The sequence below is a fragment of the Bradyrhizobium jicamae genome (assembly GCF_018130215.1).
GTDB classification, from domain to species: Bacteria; Pseudomonadota; Alphaproteobacteria; order Rhizobiales; family Xanthobacteraceae; genus Bradyrhizobium; species Bradyrhizobium jicamae_A.
Window position 1 is genome coordinate 184,872 of the sequence record NZ_JAFCKQ010000009.1, and the last position, 16,134, is coordinate 201,005.

Here is a 16,134-nt window from a genome sequence, read left to right on the forward strand (position 1 = left end):
CGGTCCGCTAGTGCGTGTGCAGAGCGTCGTACGCATGAGCGACAAAGACGGCTGCGCTAAAAAGCGCCAGCGCGGCGATAACGGCTTCCAACATGACGCTTCCCCTTATTGTTGGGGAATCCTGTACCCGCCAAGTGTTTCAGCTCGGTTTCGCGAGCCGATGAAAATGGTTTCACGGCCGTGCGGATTTCAGGGGTCTTCCGACCGCCCGCTACCCGCCGCTGGTATCGTAGTAATGCAATTGCCCGCTAGGCGGCTTTCGACCGCGAGGAGGACTTGCGACCCTGCGATCCGGACAGGTGATGCAGCTTCTTCGTCCGCTTCGACGTGTTGCGTTTTCGCGGCTCCGGCCGCCGCGCGCGGTCGAACTTGTTCGACAGATCCTTGATCGTCTTGAACTTGAGGACCAAAGGCTCCTCGTTCTGTCGGACTATCGTAGCCCTGCTGCGCTCGATTGGAGGCAGCAACATCGCTCGAGCGACGGCATATCGCAACTTCATGGAGCCATGATTTGTGAGTTCAACAAGTTCTTCCGGATTTATTCTCATTACATGTTCCTCGCGCCGGCAAAAGCCCTCCCTGTCAAAGAACGTCGAGCATCAGCTAGAGTTTCCCGAGCATCCTTTGTTGGGTCGACTGGATTCACACGGCAGATTTTCCCGTAGCCCTTGATGCGGGAACGCCTTTCAGCTCCGTCCGTTGTTATCTTGGAGGAGTGGATAGCATGCAGAACGATCACGAAATCTTTCGCGATGCGGAGCTATGGTTGGCTGCAGCAGTTAGCTGCGGCCCGGCATTTCTGATCGCGATCTTGATGATCATATCGCTGATGCAGCCGCAGGTTCCGGGCTAACATTTGTCCGACAAGCTGGTCGGGCTGCAGTCGTGACGTGCCGACCAGCGCGATGGCATTCCCCGCTCAAAGTCTGTCAGCGTCAGCCCGTGACTTACGTCCGGCGAGGCTTGTCCGAAGGCGGAGATGGCCGAGGAGCCGCGCGCGAATTGGCTTCCTGAACGAGGGCATCCGTCAATGTCTGCCTTACGTGCTCAGCCTGTTCTCTCGTGAGGTTCTGGGCGAAGCGGCCGCCTTTTTCCAGCCGCGCCGGCCCCTTGAGCTCTCGATCATAAACCATCCAGTCAGTGCTTCCTCTCCTGACGAGGAACCTGGCTTGCGGAGGTGCTGCAGTGTTCAACGATATCTCCCGATCGATCGGGCTGGCTGTCCCAAAAACACACCGTTTTGCGGCGTTTATTCCGAAATGGGACACTAAAATCTCCAACCGCAAATCTACTGCACGGCTCATGCCACCGGACAGATACAGGATCGAGAATGCTACGCGGTCGCGCGTTCCTGCCGGGCTATCGCTTTCCCGGCCGCCACCCGAATTTGGACGCCACAACGTTCAGGGCAGGAGCTTCCGAACCAGCAGATACTGCGCAACCTGAGGAAGGAGCGTCCCGCGCGCATCAGTAAGAATCGCACTGATCTGGAATGTGGTGCGACTTGTCGCTTTCGCTGAAAGATCAATGCTTGTGATGTGCTCATTGCTTCCCAGCTGGGAGCCGGGTGTTACGATCATATTCCAATCGTCGACAGTCCCATCCGGGACGCAGATCGTAGCGCCGTGCTGCGTTGCGCCAGCCTGCGAGAAAAAAGGAGTCGGCATCAGGGAATCCTCGCTCGATTGAAACGGTGAGAATTTCGTGGCCACGGGTGCGCCCGTTTTGACCTGTGTGGTCTCTTTGGTCTCGAGAACCTTGTTGATGGCAGGGCGGTCGATTTCATGCTTTCGACCGGCGCGTCCGCGATGGGCGAGGGGACGAAAGGAGGGGGCCGCGGCTCGACCGCATATCGACGTCCGGAGCTGATATACGGTGCCAACTTGAGGTAGTTGGCACGACGCTTGCGGGAAACGAGTCCACGAATGCCATATCCACAGACGAACGATGTGGTGCTTACAAAGGCCAAAAGAGCCAGCGCTGCCTGCAAGGTTGCCTCCGCAATCCAACCGCTTGCGAGATCGATTCAAATCCCGACTTCGCTAGCTCCAAAGCCAACCGCCCATCCTGAACGCCATTTCGGCCAACACATATAGCCAGGCGCACATCGCGAGAGTCATCACGGTTACGTAGATTGCGTTTGTCACTCGAACTCTCCGCGCCTGGCAACCGGCCATCCGACAGACGGTAGTCTCGCCCCCTGGCGCGGACCCTTGTTGGGGCCATCCGGGACTGGCGCGAACAGGCAGTAGTGATGCGCTCGCCCGGAGGTTTTGGCATTCGCCTATGTGAATCGATCTGCGGAGTGGCCGCCCGCGGAACATGCTCCGAAACCCGTTTGGATGGATCACGGCCGATCCGATGGAACCTATTTAACTTATGTGAATTGTTACGTGGGGGTTTGCAAAGCCGCGAGGGCGTCATGAGCAGCCTTTCCACCGGCGAGGTGGTTCTAACCGTCGCGATTATGAGCGCCGCCTTCCTGATTGAGGTCACGGTTTTCGCGTCGATCGGTCTGTTCTAGCTGAGCTGAGTTCGCTATTCCCATCGGACTCGCGGCCGCAGACTGAGTTATTATGGGCGATTCATGGTCCCGAGCCTTGCCAGCAGCAGGTCGACGGGAATCTACAGTTGCGTGTGCGCCGCGGCAAAATCGAGTGCCACGGTCTTGGTGGACCCGGCGATCGTTCAGGTATTGTCCGGGATATATCTGCAGGCGAACATGATCAGGGCAATGGTGGTGGTAACCGCGTTGGTCGTGGCGAGCTTGGGTCACGCTCAAGGTCAGCCGAAAAGCGCCTGGCAAGGCTCCTATCAGCCGCCGCAAAGCGAGTGGACCAAGGTGCACCGGCCGCCGCCGCAAAGCACCTGGGACGAGACGAAGGGATCTCGGCCGCCGCCGACCAGAAAGACGCCGCAAAGCTGGTGGAACGATCCGAGCCACCAAAATCCACCGAAGAGTTCGTGGGCGCGCTGAGCCCAACTCAGGCCGCGGGTCGGAACGACCACACAGTCGCCGATCAATGAAGCCGGCCGGCCAGCGGCTGCGGGTCAACCTGGCCGTTGTTTCATTGAATTGTCGAGCAATGCCTGATCGGCCTTGCGAGCCTTCTCGAGCAGGGCCTCTCGTTCCGGCCCGGGTGGCAGTTTCTTGGCAGCATTGCGATTGAGCCGCGCAAACGCCGCGAGCCGGTCTTTGAGCGAAACCTGCCGTTTGCCTCGTTCGATCAAGTCCCCCTCCGAGGCTCAAGAAACCGGAAGCGGCAAATCTAATCTCCGGGGAGCCGCGAGTTTGAGGATATGGTGTGGTACCCAATTCGAGGCCCGAGCTAGGCAAGCCGATATCCCATGCCGCCGATCGGCCCGGTGATGCTCCAGTTGAAGTTTGGCCTGACGTCCGCGCCGCGCTTGCCGCAGACGGTGCACAGGAAGCGCGGCTCGATGTCGGAGAGCCGCAGATCATCACCCCAACGGTCGGCAATGAGCGCGATCGAGTGGCTGCATTGGTAGTCTGAACAGTAGACGATCACGCCACGCACGCCGGCGGTGCGCATCTCTCCGAACGTGATCTTTTGCTGACGCACACCCCATGAGAGCGCCGACGACCCGAGTACGCAAATTATCAATCCCTCGCGGTAGGGAACGTTGCCGGGCTACTGACCGTCGTGGGTGTGGACGGGGCGGCCTCGCTGAGGCTCTCGTGATCATGTACCCCGCTGCATCGCCCGTACCGGCTGTCGCGGTAGCTCAGGTCAACTCGTCGGAAAAAGCGGTGCGCTCCCCGGCTGAGGGAGTGCACCGAAGGTGTTGGAAACCCAGGGCTGAGTTTCCGCGTGAAAACGTCATGCTCCTAGCGAAGCGACTGTACTTCGTCGTGCCAGTGCCCGGTGGCGTCTTCGGACGTGACGACTTCAAACAGTCCGCCTTTCGATATCCATGTGGCGACGGTGTTGGGGCCGCCCCCCGGCGTGCCGTCGTCGACAGCGGTCGTGCTTCCCGATGGGACGTGGTACGGATGGACCACGCCGGCGGCGGTCTTGTAGTCACCGACGATTGTTCCGTTGTTGGCGATCCATACGTTGGTGGCCGCTGTCGTCGCCCCTCCCGGCAAGGTGATGAGGGTGGCGTTGGTGTTGCCGTTCGCCGGATTCCAGACGCACGGCTCTGAGAAGCCCGCAGATGCGCCGCCAGCCAGGTAGTTGCAGGCGACGATGCCGCTGTCGCTGATATCGACACCAGCGGTGCGCAGGGCCGATCCGCTTGCGACGGTCAACAGGACAAGGGGAGCGGTGCCTCCCGGTCCCCAAACGGCGGCGCGATAGGTATCGGTTCCGTAGTTGCACTGGCCGAGAATCTGTCCCGAGAGATTGATCTTCGACACCGTGCAGTAGTCGGCGCCCGATGGGACCGGCAATACCGAGTAAGCCGCGCCCGTGCCTTGCCACAGCACGGCCTTGCTTCCGCCGCCTGTACCGGCATCCGCGCAGTTGCCGATGATGGACGGCGTGCTGGCATCGTTGACATCCGCCGGCACGCAGCCGTTGTTCATGGAGCCAAGCGGCGCCGCGAGCTGCGTGGGTGCACCGGACGACGACCACGACACCGGGGTCTTGTTTCCTTGACCGCTTGTGGATCCTTGAGCGCCGATGCTGACGCCGACGATCGTCCCCGGCGTGTTGAAGGCCGTCACTACCGTCTGCACGTCCGCGAGGAGACCGAGCAGCGACAAGGGCTTCAACAGCGTCGGCGCCGTGGTGGGAGTTGAGGAATTCCAGTACACGCCCTGCATCACGAAGTCCTGGTCAGCACAGGCGCCGGGGATGATCTCGCTCCCGGCGGCTGCGTTGCTGAGGCCGGCGACGATGCACGGCACGCCGCCTTGCTCTGACGGCAGCCCCGCCAGGAACGTCGACGAGCCCGTGGGCAATTTGACGAAACCTCGCCGGGCGTTGTTGACCTCGCAGGTCCCGGCGACCGTTCCGGCGTCGTTGACGACAGGATCGGTGCATGAACTCGCCCCGGCGCCATTGTCGTCGGTCCAGGCATTGGCCGGCGAGGCGCCGATCATCGTTACCCCGGCGATGGTGCCGAGGATCGCAACAGTCGCTTTGGTCATTCCAGTCACTTTCAAGTATCGCTTGTCCATATGGACCTCCCTTGCACACAAAGCGGTTTGCTTCGGACGCAAAACGGACGCAGGCGTCCGGTGCCGCCCGGGCAGTTGCCTCGGCGGCCGAGAAAATCGCGACAATGATGGCTTGTGGGGACGACTTACGAAGAACTCGTCATTTTCCTGCCCTCGCTCAGGTACCCCGCACGCGATAGGATGCCGGGACGTCTTCGCCCGCCGCGACGCAGATGCCGCGACAGTCGCCGCCGATCCCGTGTTCAGCAACAATCATCAGCCGGCACGCGCCGACCGGATAGGCCACGCAGTCCATGGGGTTGCTCGCAATCGACAGTTGTTACGCGAGCAAGAAAGAAGGGATTGAGACCAAGCTCTACTTTGACGATATGCGAATTGTGCCAAACGCGATAGCGGAGTCGGCAAGCCTGACAATCAAAGGGTAAAGTGCCGAATGAATAATAATCTAAAGTTGTATTAGGAGTCGGCCGAACGACGATGTTCGCGCTTACCACAGGTGGACCAGCCTAGGCGCGGCGCGACGTCGAAGGGCAGGGGAGCGAGCTCAAACCGCTTCCTCCGGCGCGTCTCTCCTTCTCTCGTGCGCATCGAGAGAGCGAAACCGCCCATCAACAGGCAGCTTCGCCGTATGGCCACGCGCCCGCCGGAGACTGTCCCGCCAGTCCCAAAAAGATACGCCGCCGGGCTGGAAATACACTGTCCCGGCGGCGCCCTTGTCTCAGGCTGGGCTGCCAAATCCCAGCCAGGAAACACATAGCAGCGGCCGTGCCAGCGCTTCATGACGGTGGCGGGGAGGACATCAGGTGCGTCAGCGAGTCGACCGCGTCCGGCGCATGTTTCAGAACCGAGGGGCGTGATGTCGATCAAAGCGCCAAGCGAAGGCCGCGCCGATCTTGCCGATGCCGACGACCTCCACACCCAAGGGCTGAGGTCGAGGACGTGTTGAAATTCTGGAAGATTGATCTGAGCGAGAGCCGGCGCGCGCCCTAAAAGCGAACATTCTGATCCCGCTCATGGCTTGATGACTGGACGGTTTTCGTCTTCAAGCGGTGCCCAATGCGTAGGGTGCATCAAGCCGCGGTTCGGAGATTCGACCCAAGCGCCGCCGCCGATGTGGTAGCCGACCGTTTCGATTAGATCGCGATTGGGGCCAACGCCATTCTCAACCCGCAATCGGACCACCGTTGTATTTCGAGTTGCTATCGGCTGCCACTCGATCATTGTGCTGCCTCACCCGCTCGCATCTTGAGCCCCCGCAAGGTGTGCTCGAGTGTGCCGAACGGAAATCTATTGCCGGCGTTAGCCGGAAGATCGCAGCTAAGTATTTGATTTTATTTGGTGAGCGCGGAGGGACTCGAACCCTCGACCCCATGATTAAAAGTCACGTGCTCTACCGCCTGAGCTACGCGCTCACTCACCCTGGCATTCGGACCGGATATCGCGGGTGGTCCCGTTTTCCGATCATGCACCGGCCCGCGCTGTGTAGGGGGCAGGGCCCATCGGGTCAATAGCCGAGGGGCCTCAATCGAACAGCGAGGCTGCCGGGAATTGCCGTTGCACTGCGGGCGGTTAACCCGGCTTCTTGAAGTTGGACCGCGCCGATAGTCACGGCATTGCGGCGGTTCGGCTCAACCGTCCCTGCGCATTTCCGAGGTCACCTGCTGTGAGGGCGCGGCGACCGAGGGCAGGCTGACCGGGCGCAGCCCGATCAGTTCCGCCGTGCGGATCGCGCTGTTGCGCCAGAAGGCGAACTCGTTGATCCGCGAATTCTCCAGGATCGCGATCGCCACCGCCGACAGAAACGGCAGGCTTTCCAGCACCAGCACTGCCGCGAAGATGTAGATCTCGCGCACCTGCTTGAAGCCGTTGGTGGCGACCAGCACGACAGCGCCGATCAGGAGCAGCACGCCGATCACGGCCTCCCAGAACGCCTGGAATTCGATCGACATCCGCGACAAGCCGCCCTTCGAGGTGCGGGCGAAGGCGAGATGCTCGGTGATCAGGCCCTGCGCCACCGCGCGCGACACCGTCCATTGCACGCTCATGGCGGCGATCATGGCCCCCAGCATCTGCCCGGCCTTGATGTTCACCCGCAGTCGGTACAGCGCGACGAAATGCACCAGTGACACGATGAAAGAGGCGATGATCGGCAGCGTCAGGATCTTGTCGGGGATCGCGATATCGGCAAAGGCGACGATCGGGACCCAGATCAGATTGAGGATCGCGACCACGACGCCGAGGCTTTCGGCGCCAAGCCAGTTGAGCCAGCCCAGCGAGAATTCACGGCGTTGGTCGGGCGTCAGGCGGCTGGCGCCGGGCAGGAAGCGCCGCCAGTGCTTCTTGACGATCTGGAAGCCGCCATAGGCCCAGCGGTGGCGCTGCTTCTTGAACGCCTCATAGGTGTCGGGCAGGAGGCCTTCGCCGTAGCGCACATTGGTGTAGTGCGTCAGCCAGCCCTGTTGCTGGATCGTCAGCCCGAGATCGGTGTCCTCGCAGATGGTGTCGCTGGACCAGCCGCCGGCCTTGTCCATCGCGGCGCGGCGGATCAGGCACATCGTGCCGTGCACGATGATGGCGTTGAACTCATTGCGCTGGACCATGCCGATGTCGAAGAAGCCGGCATATTCGCCGTTCATGATGTAGTGCATCAGCGAGCGGTCGCCGTCGCGATGCTCTTGCGGCGCCTGCACGAGGCCGACGCGGGGGTCGGCGAACGCCGGCACGAGGTCCTTCAGCCAGTCAGGGTGCACGACATAGTCGGCATCGATGATGCCGATGATCTCGGCATCCGCGGCGGTGCGGTCCATCGCGATACGCAGCGCACCGGCCTTGAAGCCCTGCACCTTCTCTGCGTTGATGAACTTGAAGCGCTCGCCGAGTTGGCGGCAATGATCCTGGATCGGCAGCCAGAACTCCGGGTCCGGCGTGTTGTTGATGATGCAGACGCACTCGAAGTTCGGATAGTCGAGCCGCGACACCGCATCGAGCGTCTGCTTCAGCATCTCGACCGGTTCGTAATAGGCAGGGATGTGGATCGAGACCTTCGGGAAGGCGACGTTCTCGCCGATCGTGGCGGGCGCGAGCGGCTCGCTCTTGCCGATCAGCCGGCGCGGGCCGCGACCGAACGCCACTGCGGCGATCTCCTCGATCCGCGCCATCGCGATCAGCACCAGCGGCACCAGCAGCACGAGACCGAGGCTGAGCGCGAAGGCGGAGCCCCAGACGAAATAATGCGTGGTCCAGTAGGAGAACACCGTTGCCGCCCAGGCGCCGACGCCATTGGCGGCAGCCGACAACAGCAGCGCCTGCATCACGGTTGGCTGTTCCAGCCGCAGGATCGGCAGCGACATGAAGAGCCCGACCAGGACGGCGACCGCCGCGATCTTCCAGTAGTTCGGGTCGGTGATCGGGCCGGTCCAGGCGAATTTCGGCTCGCGGTCGGCGTTGAACACGCCCCAATAGGGACCGACGCCGCCTTCGAAGAATTTCCAGGGCTGATCGATGGCCTCGACGATGTTGTAGTCCATGCCGATGGCCTCGGCACGCGAGACGAAATTCCGCAGCACCGTTGCCTGCTGGAAGGGGCCGGGATCGGCGTTGCGCAAATTGTAGCCCTGGCTCGGCCAGCCGAATTCCGCGATCAGGATGCGCTTGCCGGGAAAGGAGTCGCGTAACAGGTTGTAGCGATCGACGGCCTGATCCACCGCCTGCTTGTCGGTAAAATTCTCCCAATAGGGCAGCACGTGGGCGGCGATGAAGTCGGCGGAATTCGCGAGCTGGGGGTGGTCGCGCCAGATGTTCCAGATCTCACCTGTCGTGACGGGAACGCTGACCGACTTCTTGACCCGCTGGATCAGTTTGACGAGGCGCTGGACGTTGTTTTCCGCAGCCGCCCACTTGCTCGCTTCAGCGCGCTTGTCCTCAGGCTGCGCCTCGGCATCCCGAAGCCGGTCGGCCTCCTCGCGCAGGATCCGCGCCGCTTCCTCCGATGTCACTCCGGTGTCCGGCAGCGCACCCAGATTTTCGAGCGGCACCTGCTCGCCGCGGAACACGGTTTCGTTGCCGATCACGATTCCGATGACGTTGCTGTTGCGCTTGGCGAGACTGATCGCGGACTCGACCTCGCGGTTGTTGCGATTGGCATCCTTGTCGATCCAGGCGCCGACCGTGACCTTCATGCCGAGCTCGGCCGCGACCGGCGGCACCAGCTCATTGCCTTCGGTCGACGAGTAGAGACGAACGGCCCGGGTGACCGTGGAGAGCTTCTTCAGGTCGGCGCGAACCTTCTCGGAATCGCTGGCGACGTCCACCACGGTGTGACCGGCCTCGAACGGTGCATAGGACAGGCTCGGCAGCGTGCCGCGGAAATCCGGTGCCGACTGCTTCTCCTGGAACAAACCCCAAAGCGCAGCGTGGGCAGCGGTGACAAGCAACAAGACGGCGACGACGGCACGCATCGCGGTTAAACCATACGGGGCCTGAGATTGAGGACTAAGCGAACCCGTCCCCTGGGTTCGACCGGTACGGCGGCGGAAGGATATCTCCACCACGCAATTTAACAACTGGTATGCCGCGATGGCGTTTTAAGGGCGCAAGCCATTCCGGCCGCGAAAAAAACAACCGCTGGCGGATCGCGACGCGCAGCTATTTGGCGGGCGGCGTCGGAGATGCCGACGGAGCCGGTGCAGGCGATGCCGACGGGGCCGGCGTCGGTGCGGCATTGCCGGCGGTCGACGGGGCCGGCGAGGGCGAGGCGGCCGCCGCGGCCTGCGGCTGTGCACCGGGGTTGATCCAGCACGCGTGGATACGGCCATCGAGGCTGCCGCGGACCTTGTCGTCGATCTGGGCGCCGAACCGGGTCAGGCAGCGGAACGCGGCCTGGACATGGCCGCCGGGGCAGCCGAACCGGTCATAGAGGTCGAGATGCCGGAACGCGGTGTCGAGGTCGTCATTCCACATCAGGCGGACGACGCGGCGGCCAAGCCAGACGCATTCCGGGTTGCCGGCCGGGCCATTGATGGCCTGCTGGGCCTCGGTGAACTCGTCGGTCTTGCGCTGATTGGCTTCCTTCACGGCATTGGCGTTGGCGTCAGCCGCGTTGCCGGCCGGCGGCTTGGCCTGGTCCTGCGGAGTCGGGGTGCCGCTCTGGGCGAAGGCACTGCCGCAGCCGATCAGGAGCGCTAGGCCGGTGACGGCAAGGTGGTGCAGACCCGTGTTCTTCAACTCAAGCAGCCGTCGACGCATGCATTCCCCGATATGTTCCAGCCCCGCGGGATCATCCTAACGGCTCGCGTGATGCCGTCCAAATAGGTCTCCAGTGCGGCGGAGACTCTGGCGGAATCCCATGACTTGAATTTGAGTTTTTGTCCAGCAAACTCACAACTTTATCACTTCAGCGCAAAACTGTCGCAGGACAACCATGGTATTGACCTAATCCCGCTCTTGGCAGACGGGCGCTGACCGGCTAATTCGACGGTCCCCCGGAGGATGGAACCGATTTCGCTTCGTACGCCGCTGGCGCTTCTCCTGATATCGCTTTCCGTGATCGCAGCGGTGTGGTGGTGGCTCGCCACGCCGATCACGCTCGCGCGCGCGCCGATCGATCCCAATGCCAAGCTGCAATGCGTGTCCTACACGCCGTTCCGCGGCGCCCAGACGCCGCTGGATCCGACGACGCAGATTCCCGTCGAGCAGATCGAGGAAGACCTCGCCAGTCTCGCCAAGGTGACCGATTGCGTCCGCACCTATTCGATCGAGAACGGCCTCGACCAGGTCCCAGGTGTCGCGGCCAAGGTCGGGCTGAAGGTGATGCAGGGCATCTGGCTCGGCAGCAACCGCTTCAAGAATTTGCAGCAGATCGCGATCGCGCTGCGGCTCGCCAGGCAATATCCCGGCGTGATCACCTCGCTGATCGTCGGCAACGAGGTGCTGCTGCGCGGCGAAATGACGGCCGCAGACCTCGCCGCCAATATCCGCGCGGTGAAGGCACAGGCCAACGTTCCCGTGACCTATGCCGATGTCTGGGAATACTGGCTGAAGAATCGCGAGATCTATGATGCGGTGGATTTCGTCACCATCCACATCCTGCCGTACTGGGAGGACATGCCGGTCAAGGCCAAGTTCGCTGCCGCCCATGTCGACGACATCCGCAAGCGGATGGCAGTGACGTTCCCGGGCAAGGAGATCCTGATCGGCGAGACCGGCTGGCCGAGTGAGGGGCGGATGCGCGAGGGCGCGCTGCCGTCGCGCACCAACCAGGCACAGGTGGTCTCGCAGATCCTCGATCTCGCCAAGCGCGAGGGGTTTCGGGTCAACCTGATCGAGGCCTATGACCAGCCCTGGAAGCGCCGGCTCGAGGGCACGGTCGGCGGCTATTGGGGTCTGTTCGATTCGATCAAGCGGCAGGTCAAGTATCCGCCAGGCGTTGCGATCAGCAATTATCCGGCCTGGAAGCTCTACATGGGCTGCGGCATGGCGCTGAGCGCCGCCATCTTCCTCGCGGCGTGGTTGACGCTGCGGCGCAGGCCCTGGACGCCGCGGCCCTCGGTCTGGATCGCGGTCGGCATATCCGCGACGACGGCGGGCGTGCTGCTCGGGATCGCCGTCGACAAGATGCTTTACGAGAGCTACGGCAGCGGCGGCTGGCTGCAATGGGGCGCGCTGCTCGCGGCCGGGATCGCTGCGCCGCTGCTGTCGGCGCATGCGCTGATCGCGGGGCGTTCGCTGCCGACCTTCCTGGAACTGGTCGGCCCGCGGGACTATCGCGGCAAGGGCGTGCTCGCCGCGTTGCTGGCGTTCGTACTCGTCTTGACCACCGTGATCGCCGCCGAGACCGCGCTCGGCTTCACCTTCGATCCGCGTTACCGCGATTTCCCCTATGCCTCGTTGACCATGGCGGTGGTGCCGTTTGCGCTGCTGACCCTGTTCAATCGCCCCAAGGAAGGCGTCCGCCCGCTCGCCGAGTCCGTGTTCGCCGGCCTGTTCGCGCTCGGCGCGGCCTATATGCTGTTCAACGAGGGCCGGATCAACTGGCAGTCGGACTGGACCTGCGCGATGTACCTGCTGCTGGCGGCTACGCTGTGGCGGGCGCGGGCCGCGCGAAGCCCAGGATGAGCAGGCCGACCGCGATCCCCGCCAGCGCGACATTGTAGAGCACGATGCCGAGGCTCGCGGCGATCAGCCCGCCCGTGAGCAGCACGATCGACGGCCGCATCAGGTTCAGCACCGCGATGACAAGCGCCACGATCCCGAACACCGAGTTCTTGAACAGCACCGTCGACAGCGTGCGCGCCTGGCAGAGCAGGCTCTGCTGCCCGGCGTCGCAGGCCAGCGCGACGGTGGAGAATTCGATCGCGAGATAGCGCACGTAGAGCGCATAGCCGACCGTGATGAAGCCGACCACCAGCAGGAACTGGACCTGATAGGGCGAGATGCGGAACGGAGGTTTTGTCATCGTGGCACTATGGTCGGGAAACGGGTTTCGGACAAGCTCGGTTCGAGCAGTGAAATCAGGTGAGAATTTGACCACAACGTCTTGTCATATCTGATCATTGACTGTTGCGCCGGAACATCGAGGAGAATGTGGACGGCTCCGGTGGCGGCTTCTCCTCCGCGACCGGCGGCGGCTCAGCGGCACGCTTCGGCGCGAACCTCCGGTGCGGCGGGGCCGGCTTGCCCGCGGCCGGCGGCTCCTCGGCCTTCAGTGGCAGACGCTGGCCGTCATAGATCGCGGTCTCGCAGATCCGCTGGTTCAGGCTGAGGCCGGCGCAGATCTTGGCCGCGGTGCCGGCGTCGTTGAGCGGGCCTGCCACCAGGTGGAGCTGCATGCCGAGGCCATTGTTGTTCTCCCTGATCACGATGATCGGCCGCAGCGCGGCGAGCGGCGCGTTCGCCTTCGATTTCAGCAGGCCGTGCCACAGCGCGCGCAGCCCGTTGACGGAATTGGCGGTGCCGAGATCGACGCCGAACTCGGTGCGCTGGATCTGCGCCTTGATCGGCGCCTTGATTTCCCCCCCGGGGGCGTCGGCGTCATCGGCCCCCGCGTCCGCAGGAGCCGCGGTCGCGACTTCGGGCAGTGGTGTCGCCTTGACGTCATTGGCGGTCGGCGGCTTGATCGGCTCGAGCAGCTTGCGGGCTGCCGGATCCGGCGCTCCGATGATCGACTTCTCGGCGACCGGTGACGGCGCAGGCGTGGAGGACTTTCCATCGTCGCGGTTTTCGATCGCCGCGACCACCGGATTGACCGCAACGGGCGCAGCGGAGGCCGCAGGCGAGTTGCCGGGCGCCACGCTGGCCGGCTTGTCAGGGGCAGCCTGAGCCTTGTCGGAGGTGGCCTGCGGCCTGGCCGCTGGTACCGGCTTGCTGTCGGCAGTGGCGGGCTTGTCCGTTGCTGCGGCGGGCTTCTCGGCAGGCGCAGCCGGAGCTGCCGCAGTCGCCTTGTCGGGAGCCGATGGCTTGTCGGCTGCGGCGGGCGGGGCTGTTGCGACCGGGCCAACCGGCACCGGGGCCGGAGCAGCAGCCGGGGGCGGCGCGGCTGGTCCCGCCGCTGCCGGGACCGGCGCGGGGGCCTGCCTGGCGATCGTACCGGTGACGGAATCGAGACCCTGCTCCAGCGTGGTGACGCGGGAATAGAGCCGGTCGCGGTCGAGGTTCAGCGTATCGACCGCGGAGGCAAGCCGCCGCGTTTCGGTGTGGCTTTCCCTGGCCAGGTTTTGCAATTGCTGGGCCTGACGGGCGATGTCGGCGGCCGCGATCTGGTCACGCTTCAGTGCCAGCGACGACTGGTTGGCCATCACGGCGACGACCACCGCGCCGACCGCGCCGAATCCCCAGGATCCGAGCCGCCACAGCATCCGACGGTCGAACGCGTCTTCCTCGGCCAGCAGCCCGCTGGTGGCCTCCGTCAGCAAATCCGCCGCTCGCTTGTCGGGATCTTTGGCCAAAACGCGCTTGGCCCTCCTCAAGGCCCGCCGAATCACAGGGCAAAGATTAACAGGAAATAGACCCGGAACTTGAATCCCGGCGCTGCCGGAGGCGAAACGGTTTCTTCTCTCGGGGAAAACAATTAAAGACGGCCCGGCGCAGCCAATTGCGCGCGACACCGAGGATGCGGAATGACTGCGCGATCGAGCCTGACTGTGGTGCTTGCGGCCGGCGAGGGTACGCGCATGCGCTCCTCGCAGCCGAAGGTGCTGCACCCCGTGGCCGGCCAATCGCTGCTGTCGCATGTGCTCAATGCCGCGGATGCCGGCGAGGGATCGCAGCTTGCGGTCGTGATCGGCCCGGACCATGACGCCGTGGCCGCAGAGGCGCGCCGCGTGCGGCCGGACGCACAGACCTTCGTTCAGCGCGAGCGGCTCGGCACCGCCCATGCGGTGCTTGCGGCGCGCGAGGCGATCGTCCGCGGCGCCGACGACCTTCTGGTCGCGTTCGGCGACACACCGCTGATCTCGGCCGAAACCTTTGCACGCATGCGCGCGCCGCTGCGGCAGGGCGCGGCGCTGGCCGTGCTCGGCTTCAACGCGGCCGACCCGACCGGCTATGGCCGGCTGGTGGTCGAGAACGGCAGGCTGGTCGCGATCCGCGAGCACGCCGACGCCAGCACGGATGAGCGCGCCATCACGCTGTGCAATGCGGGCGTGATGGCGTTCGACGGCAAGGCAGCGCTCGCGATCATCGAGAAGATCGGCAACGCCAACGCCAAGGGCGAGTACTATCTGACCGATGCCGTCACCATTGTCAGGGATTTGGGATTGGAGGCCGTCGTGATCGAAACCGGTGAAGACGAAGTCCGCGGCATCAACACCAAGGCGCAGCTTGCCGAGGCCGAGGCTGTGATGCAGGCGCGGCTGCGCAGGGCGGCAATGGACGCCGGCGTGACCCTGATCGCACCCGAGACCGTCTATCTCGCCACCGACACCATTTTCGGCAAGGACGTCACCATCGAGCCGTTCGTGGTGATCGGCCCGGGCGTCTCGATCGCGGATGGCGCGGTCATCCACTCCTTCTCGCATATCGTGGAGGCGAAGGTCGGCAAGAAGGCATCGGTTGGCCCCTATGCGAGGATCCGGCCCGGCACTTCGCTCGGTGACGGCGCCCGGATCGGCAATTTCGTCGAGACCAAGGCGGCAACGCTGGAGGCCGGCGTCAAGGTCAACCATCTGTCCTATGTCGGCGACGCCCATGTCGGCGCCAACTCCAATCTCGGCGCCGGCACCATCACCTGCAACTATGACGGCTTCTCCAAGCACAAGACGCTGATCGGCGAGGGCGCCTTCATCGGCAGCAACTCCTCGCTGGTGGCACCGGTGACGATCGGCAAGGGCGCCTATGTCGGCTCGGGCTCGGTCATCACGAAAGACGTGCCCGATGATGCGCTCGCCGTCGAGCGCAGCCAGCAGACCATCCGCGACGGCGGCGCCGCGCGCTATCGCGAGATCAAGACCAGGGCGAAAGCGCAGAAGGAGAAGTGAGCGGAGCAAGGCCAAGGTCCCAGTGCGTCATCGCGAGCCAACGAATGCATGCCCGATGACAGGCCCTGCGAAGCAATCGATGCTGCAACCCGCGCGGAGCGACGGATTGCTTCGTCGCTTCAGCGCAAAAGGCCTTGCGATTTCGTCGTGAACTCCTCGCAATCGCGGTGAGCACGTACGTTCGTTCTCGCGACAGGAAATGTCCGAGGTTTGTCTCTCGTTCTCGCCACTCTGAATGGAGAGGGCGCAGGGAAAGCCGGGTGCCGATCGCACCCATGGGCCCCGTGCAATGTAGAAAGCACGGGGGTAGGACCACAGGTGTAACCGGAAACAACCCGGCTTTCCCTGCGCGATGGGTTACGGCTTATACGTGCTCGCCCCGGCGAGACTGGGCTTTTTTGTCACCGCCGTCAGCAAGAGACCTTGGTCTCTTGCTGACAGGACACCTGCCACTAGGGCGTCAGGCCTGCACGATTTCGCCGTCCGCCTCATGCGCTCTCGTCAGTCACGCATGCG

General features: G+C 63.6%; 14 protein-coding genes and 1 tRNA gene. 4 read left to right on the forward strand and 11 right to left on the reverse strand.

Features of this window, described 5'->3' with window-relative positions; all coding sequences use genetic code 11:
* Positions 1–248 precede the first annotated feature (248 nt).
* On the reverse strand, positions 249–410 hold the full coding sequence (locus JQ586_RS14025; protein ID WP_212395157.1) for a hypothetical protein: 162 nt from the start codon (positions 408–410) through the stop codon (positions 249–251).
* A 314-nt stretch (positions 411–724) separates the two neighbouring features.
* Between JQ586_RS14025 and JQ586_RS41130 the strand changes: the two genes are divergently transcribed.
* Positions 725–853, forward strand: coding sequence for a hypothetical protein (locus tag JQ586_RS41130; protein WP_283815447.1), 129 nt, complete (start codon positions 725–727; stop codon positions 851–853).
* Between the two features lie 550 nt (positions 854–1,403).
* Here JQ586_RS41130 and JQ586_RS14030 read toward each other — a convergent pair.
* Entirely contained in the window at positions 1,404–1,712 is a 309-nt protein-coding gene (locus JQ586_RS14030) for a hypothetical protein (protein ID WP_212395158.1), read from the reverse strand.
* 875 nt (positions 1,713–2,587) lie between these two features.
* Here JQ586_RS14030 and JQ586_RS14035 point away from each other — a divergent pair.
* A complete protein-coding gene (locus JQ586_RS14035; RefSeq protein WP_212395159.1) occupies positions 2,588–2,977 on the forward strand; it encodes a hypothetical protein in 390 nt (129 codons plus the stop codon).
* Between the two features lie 74 nt (positions 2,978–3,051).
* On the opposite strand, the gene JQ586_RS14040 is transcribed toward JQ586_RS14035, so the two are convergent.
* From JQ586_RS14040 to JQ586_RS14070, 7 genes are all read right to left on the reverse strand, one after another.
* Positions 3,052–3,231: a hypothetical protein gene (locus JQ586_RS14040; protein ID WP_212395160.1), complete on the reverse strand. Its 180-nt coding sequence runs from the start codon at positions 3,229–3,231 to the stop codon at positions 3,052–3,054.
* Between the two features lie 98 nt (positions 3,232–3,329).
* Positions 3,330–3,554 (reverse strand): hypothetical protein, encoded by a 225-nt coding sequence (locus JQ586_RS14045; RefSeq protein ID WP_312016963.1) that lies wholly within the window; start codon positions 3,552–3,554, stop codon positions 3,330–3,332.
* Between the two features lie 296 nt (positions 3,555–3,850).
* Positions 3,851–5,146: a hypothetical protein gene (locus tag JQ586_RS14050; RefSeq protein ID WP_212395161.1), complete on the reverse strand. Its 1,296-nt coding sequence runs from the start codon at positions 5,144–5,146 to the stop codon at positions 3,851–3,853.
* Positions 5,147–5,303: 157 nt separating this feature from the next.
* The gene (locus JQ586_RS14055) at positions 5,304–5,441 is read right to left on the reverse strand and encodes a hypothetical protein (protein WP_212395162.1); all 138 of its coding nucleotides are present in this window, start codon (positions 5,439–5,441) and stop codon (positions 5,304–5,306) included.
* Between the two features lie 1,041 nt (positions 5,442–6,482).
* A tRNA-Lys gene (locus JQ586_RS14060) sits at positions 6,483–6,558 on the reverse strand.
* Between the two features lie 216 nt (positions 6,559–6,774).
* Complete coding sequence (locus JQ586_RS14065; RefSeq protein WP_212395163.1) at positions 6,775–9,603, reverse strand: glycosyltransferase; 2,829 nt, start codon at positions 9,601–9,603, stop codon at positions 6,775–6,777.
* Between the two features lie 187 nt (positions 9,604–9,790).
* Positions 9,791–10,390, reverse strand: a complete 600-nt coding sequence (locus JQ586_RS14070) for a beta-1-3, beta-1-6-glucan biosynthesis protein (RefSeq protein WP_212395164.1) — start codon at positions 10,388–10,390, stop codon at positions 9,791–9,793.
* Between the two features lie 243 nt (positions 10,391–10,633).
* Between JQ586_RS14070 and JQ586_RS14075 the strand changes: the two genes are divergently transcribed.
* Positions 10,634–12,259, forward strand: coding sequence for a beta-(1-6) glucans synthase (locus JQ586_RS14075; RefSeq protein ID WP_212395165.1), 1,626 nt, complete (start codon positions 10,634–10,636; stop codon positions 12,257–12,259).
* Here the strand turns inward: JQ586_RS14075 and JQ586_RS14080 are convergent.
* Together JQ586_RS14080 and JQ586_RS14085 are read right to left on the reverse strand one after the other, a co-directional pair.
* The gene (locus tag JQ586_RS14080; protein ID WP_212395166.1) at positions 12,219–12,599 is read right to left on the reverse strand and encodes a hypothetical protein; all 381 of its coding nucleotides are present in this window, start codon (positions 12,597–12,599) and stop codon (positions 12,219–12,221) included. The two genes, JQ586_RS14075 and JQ586_RS14080, sit on opposite strands and share 41 nt — an antisense overlap.
* Positions 12,600–12,693: 94 nt before the next feature.
* Complete coding sequence (locus tag JQ586_RS14085; RefSeq protein ID WP_212395167.1) at positions 12,694–14,055, reverse strand: hypothetical protein; 1,362 nt, start codon at positions 14,053–14,055, stop codon at positions 12,694–12,696.
* 204 nt (positions 14,056–14,259) lie between these two features.
* Here JQ586_RS14085 and glmU point away from each other — a divergent pair, with 204 nt between their 5' ends.
* Positions 14,260–15,618, forward strand: a complete 1,359-nt coding sequence (gene glmU / locus JQ586_RS14090; protein ID WP_212395168.1) for a bifunctional UDP-N-acetylglucosamine diphosphorylase/glucosamine-1-phosphate N-acetyltransferase GlmU — start codon at positions 14,260–14,262, stop codon at positions 15,616–15,618.
* The last annotated feature ends 516 nt before the right edge of the window (positions 15,619–16,134 follow it).

Excerpts from the sequence above, each read along its gene's own strand:
- JQ586_RS41130 (WP_283815447.1), top strand. The coding sequence starts at position 725 with ATGCAGAACGATCACGAAATCTTTCGCGATGCGGAGCTATGGTTGGCT.
- JQ586_RS14035 (WP_212395159.1), top strand. The coding sequence starts at position 2,588 with ATGGTCCCGAGCCTTGCCAGCAGCAGGTCGACGGGAATCTACAGTTGC.
- JQ586_RS14045 (WP_312016963.1), bottom strand. The coding sequence starts at position 3,554 with ATGCGCACCGCCGGCGTGCGTGGCGTGATCGTCTACTGTTCAGACTAC.
- JQ586_RS14050 (WP_212395161.1), bottom strand. The coding sequence starts at position 5,146 with ATGGACAAGCGATACTTGAAAGTGACTGGAATGACCAAAGCGACTGTT.
- JQ586_RS14055 (WP_212395162.1), bottom strand. The coding sequence starts at position 5,441 with ATGGACTGCGTGGCCTATCCGGTCGGCGCGTGCCGGCTGATGATTGTT.
- JQ586_RS14065 (WP_212395163.1), bottom strand. The coding sequence starts at position 9,603 with ATGCGTGCCGTCGTCGCCGTCTTGTTGCTTGTCACCGCTGCCCACGCT.
- JQ586_RS14070 (WP_212395164.1), bottom strand. The coding sequence starts at position 10,390 with ATGCGTCGACGGCTGCTTGAGTTGAAGAACACGGGTCTGCACCACCTT.
- JQ586_RS14075 (WP_212395165.1), top strand. The coding sequence starts at position 10,634 with ATGGAACCGATTTCGCTTCGTACGCCGCTGGCGCTTCTCCTGATATCG.
- JQ586_RS14080 (WP_212395166.1), bottom strand. The coding sequence starts at position 12,599 with ATGACAAAACCTCCGTTCCGCATCTCGCCCTATCAGGTCCAGTTCCTG.
- glmU (WP_212395168.1), top strand. The coding sequence starts at position 14,260 with ATGACTGCGCGATCGAGCCTGACTGTGGTGCTTGCGGCCGGCGAGGGT.